Below are 3,051 nucleotides of genomic sequence, written 5' to 3'. Positions count from 1 at the left end.
AGCATCAACTTCGAGCATAGCCCAACGATTTGAGTGTTTGAAGTACTCATACCAACCTTTGAGACTAGGCTGAGACCTTTAATGATTTCTTTACCGATTGCCAGTTACAACGCCTCGTATGCTTTCGCACAGTGTCTTTCATTTTAGCCATACTCTGTTTTCTTGGCCACCTATTTATCCTGCCCGTTCTTTTCGAGCGCTCAAAGTGATAACCAAGGATCGGAGTGAATACTCTCGTACCTCGAGTATCACTCAATCCAGTCGTTAGTATATAATAAAATTAGATGATAGAAACGATTATCCCAGAATCGCGGATGCACGAATTTAGAATTATCTGAACCTATAATTTTAGAGCTAAATTGAATCAGAAATAATGATCTGATAATGATCAGAATTTTTAAATAAAAAACAAGAAAAAGAAAAAATACTAACAAGAAACTGGAGTTGATACTTTCGTTGTGAGTCACAATTTAGATAGAAAGTACGAACTCAGTTTAGACGTTAGTTTGTAATAAAATTAAAAACAAATTGTAGAAATGAGAGTCCAAATAAATCGCAGATGCACGAAGTTAGAATTATCTGAAGTAAGATGATTTTAGAACAAAATCAGATCTGAATTCATTATCTCAAATGAAAGAATTTTATAAATATAGAAATCAGAAATAAAAGACAAAAACTAACAAACGGATCGATCTGATACTTTCGTTGTGAGTCACAATTTAGATAGAAAGTACAAATCATCCTGGACGTTAGGATATAATAAATAGAAATTCATTGTTATATATTCAAAATGAGATTAGATTATATAAAGTTAAAACGGACATAATTATGAATGTACTAGCAGAAATAAAGCAAATGTCATTAAGTGAAAAACTTATAACTATGGAACAACTTTGGAATGAACTACAAAATTCTGAAGAAGGAGTTCAATCCCCACCATGGCACAAAGAAGTTTTAAAAGCTCGTGAAGGCAAAGAAAAATTTGTTAATTGGAATGATGCAAAAAAATCTATCAGGAACTCATGTAGATGAGAATAAAAATCTCTGAAGATGCATCACAAGATTTAATTAACGGATATAACTTTTACGAAGAACAAGAACCTGGAGTTGGAGAATATTTTTTAGATTCTCTATTTTCCTCAATTGATTCACTAGTTCTATATTACGGAATTCAACAAAAGTTTTTTGGAAAGTACTTCAGAATGTTATCAAGAACATTCCCCTACGCTATTTACTACTCACATGATGAAGAAGTTATTTATATTCACTCTGTATTGGATGTAAGACAAAACCCTACATTTATTAAACACAGGTTAGAAGACTAAAATCCTAACAAGAAACTGGAGTTGATACTTTCGTTGTGAGTCACAATTTAGATAGAAAGTACGAACTCCAGTTTCTTGTTAGAGTTAAATAACAATAAAGAACTTGATATACTGACTGAACTAACATACATTAGATGTATACATCAAGGAGAATATTATGATACGTACTCAAGTCTATATAACTAAAGAAGAAAAAGAAAGTTTAGAGTCATTAGCTCAATCAACGGGTAAAAGCCAAAGTGAGTTAATCAGAAATGCTATTGACACCTTTATCGAAAATAATAATACCAAAAATAAAAAAGCTTCATTATTAAACGCATTTGGTATGTGGAAAACAAATGATCATGACTTCCAACAAACTCGTGAGAGTATGGATCGATAATGTCACATAAAAAATATTTAGTAGACACATGTATCATTATTGATTTCCTCAGAGGCAAAGAAGGTGGAAAAGAATTCATTTCAAATGAACTAGAAAACATATCTATTTCTGTAGTTACAGTTGCTGAACTATATGCTGGAGTAAAAGGAAAAAACGAAGAAACCCAATTAGCTAGTTTTTTAGGTTTATTTTCAATAATTGAGCTCAATAAAGATATTTCTATTAGTTCTGGTTACCTGAAAAATAAATATTATAAATCACATAATGCTGGATTAGCAGACTGCATGATTGCTGCTACTGCACTTGAATATGACTTTAATCTAGTAACAAACAACTTTAAGCACTTTCCAATGGTAGAGGATAAAATAAGATTAGATCAATAGTAAGACATAGAAGCATGGGTTACACCCGGCACTTTCTTACTAGAGCTAGTGATCTAGGACTTTCTATACATCGAGTAGAGTAAGTCAGAGCACTAGGCTCTGACTTATCCCTCTCACAGAACCGTACGTACGGTTCACGTATACGGCTCCTGTATATGTTTATTACCATGATGGTACAGAAATCCCTGTTTCAACTTTGTTCATGTCGAATAGTTTCAGTTCATCAAACAAGCTATTAGGCATGGAATAATGCGCATGCTGTGAGCAGGCATTACGCCAAGATATCATCTTAATGGCTTTGAAGTCACCTTGATAGCCTCTTTGTCTAAGAACTCGTTGGAGTTTGGCTGGTTTCTTCCAAAGCTTCATCTGCTTTGAGCGAAGTCTACGGCGTATCCAGGCCATGAGCTCCTCGAAGAGTTTCTTGCAATTAGCAACTCGGAAGTAATTGGCAAAGCCTCGCATCTTGGGACGAAGTTCATCAATGACTCTTTGTAGATTCACTGGTGAGTTTCGCTTGGTGATGAGCTTTACTTTTCCCTTGAATGCTTTGATCTTCTTTTGCTGTATTTGAGTACACCAGCCAAAGATTTTCACTCCAAGAAATTTAATCCCCGTACTCGAGTGAGCTAAATGAGTTTTCTCTTTATTCACTGTGAGTTTAAGGTCTTCTTCCAGAATCTTACTTGCTTGAGCGAGCGCATTCTCTGCAGCGCTTTGTGAACGAGTAAATATCAAGATATCATCTGCATAACGCACAATTCTGTGGCCACGTCTCATCATTTCTTGATCGAATTCATTGAGATAAACATTGGCAATTAAAGGGCTGATAACTCCACCCTGTGGACTACCAAGTTCACTCGGCTCGAATTCGCCTTTATTCATCACACCGCTCTTGAGAAAGACTCAATCAAATTAAGAATACTTCCATCGCTGACTCGTTTACGAAAGCATTTGATAA

Annotated in this window: 5 protein-coding genes; 4 read left to right on the top strand and 1 reads right to left on the bottom strand. The window is 34.7% G+C overall.

Going from position 1 to position 3,051, the window contains the following annotated elements:
• The first annotated feature begins 828 nt into the window (after window positions 1–828).
• From LNTAR_RS24545 to LNTAR_RS24530, 4 genes are all read left to right on the top strand, one after another.
• Window positions 829–1,032, top strand: coding sequence for an addiction module protein (locus LNTAR_RS24545; RefSeq protein ID WP_007281481.1), 204 nt, complete (start codon window positions 829–831; stop codon window positions 1,030–1,032).
• Window positions 1,029–1,325 (top strand): type II toxin-antitoxin system RelE/ParE family toxin, encoded by a 297-nt coding sequence (locus tag LNTAR_RS24540; RefSeq protein ID WP_007281480.1) that lies wholly within the window; start codon window positions 1,029–1,031, stop codon window positions 1,323–1,325. Before LNTAR_RS24545 ends, LNTAR_RS24540 begins: the two co-directional genes overlap by 4 nt.
• Window positions 1,326–1,482: 157 nt before the next feature.
• Window positions 1,483–1,707 carry a ribbon-helix-helix domain-containing protein gene (locus LNTAR_RS24535; protein ID WP_007281479.1) on the top strand — a complete coding sequence of 75 codons (225 nt, stop codon included), beginning with the start codon at window positions 1,483–1,485 and terminating at the stop codon, window positions 1,705–1,707.
• A complete protein-coding gene (locus tag LNTAR_RS24530) occupies window positions 1,707–2,090 on the top strand; it encodes a type II toxin-antitoxin system VapC family toxin (protein WP_007281478.1) in 384 nt (127 codons plus the stop codon). The genes LNTAR_RS24535 and LNTAR_RS24530 overlap by 1 nt, the downstream gene beginning before the upstream one ends.
• A 162-nt stretch (window positions 2,091–2,252) precedes the next feature.
• Here LNTAR_RS24530 and LNTAR_RS24525 read toward each other — a convergent pair whose 3' ends face one another.
• Window positions 2,253–2,975 carry a reverse transcriptase domain-containing protein gene (locus tag LNTAR_RS24525; RefSeq protein WP_007281477.1) on the bottom strand — a complete coding sequence of 241 codons (723 nt, stop codon included), beginning with the start codon at window positions 2,973–2,975 and terminating at the stop codon, window positions 2,253–2,255.
• Window positions 2,976–3,051 lie beyond the last annotated feature (76 nt).

Origin of the sequence: Lentisphaera araneosa HTCC2155, assembly GCF_000170755.1 — a bacterium.
Taxonomy (GTDB): Bacteria; Verrucomicrobiota; Lentisphaeria; order Lentisphaerales; family Lentisphaeraceae; genus Lentisphaera; species Lentisphaera araneosa.
This window is presented reverse-complemented; position numbering and strand designations above follow the sequence as displayed.

Coding starts and splice junctions, on each gene's coding strand:
- LNTAR_RS24545 (WP_007281481.1), top strand. CDS start 829: ATGAATGTACTAGCAGAAATAAAGCAAATGTCATTAAGTGAAAAACTT.
- LNTAR_RS24540 (WP_007281480.1), top strand. CDS start 1,029: ATGAGAATAAAAATCTCTGAAGATGCATCACAAGATTTAATTAACGGA.
- LNTAR_RS24535 (WP_007281479.1), top strand. CDS start 1,483: ATGATACGTACTCAAGTCTATATAACTAAAGAAGAAAAAGAAAGTTTA.
- LNTAR_RS24530 (WP_007281478.1), top strand. CDS start 1,707: ATGTCACATAAAAAATATTTAGTAGACACATGTATCATTATTGATTTC.
- LNTAR_RS24525 (WP_007281477.1), bottom strand. CDS start 2,975: ATGAATAAAGGCGAATTCGAGCCGAGTGAACTTGGTAGTCCACAGGGT.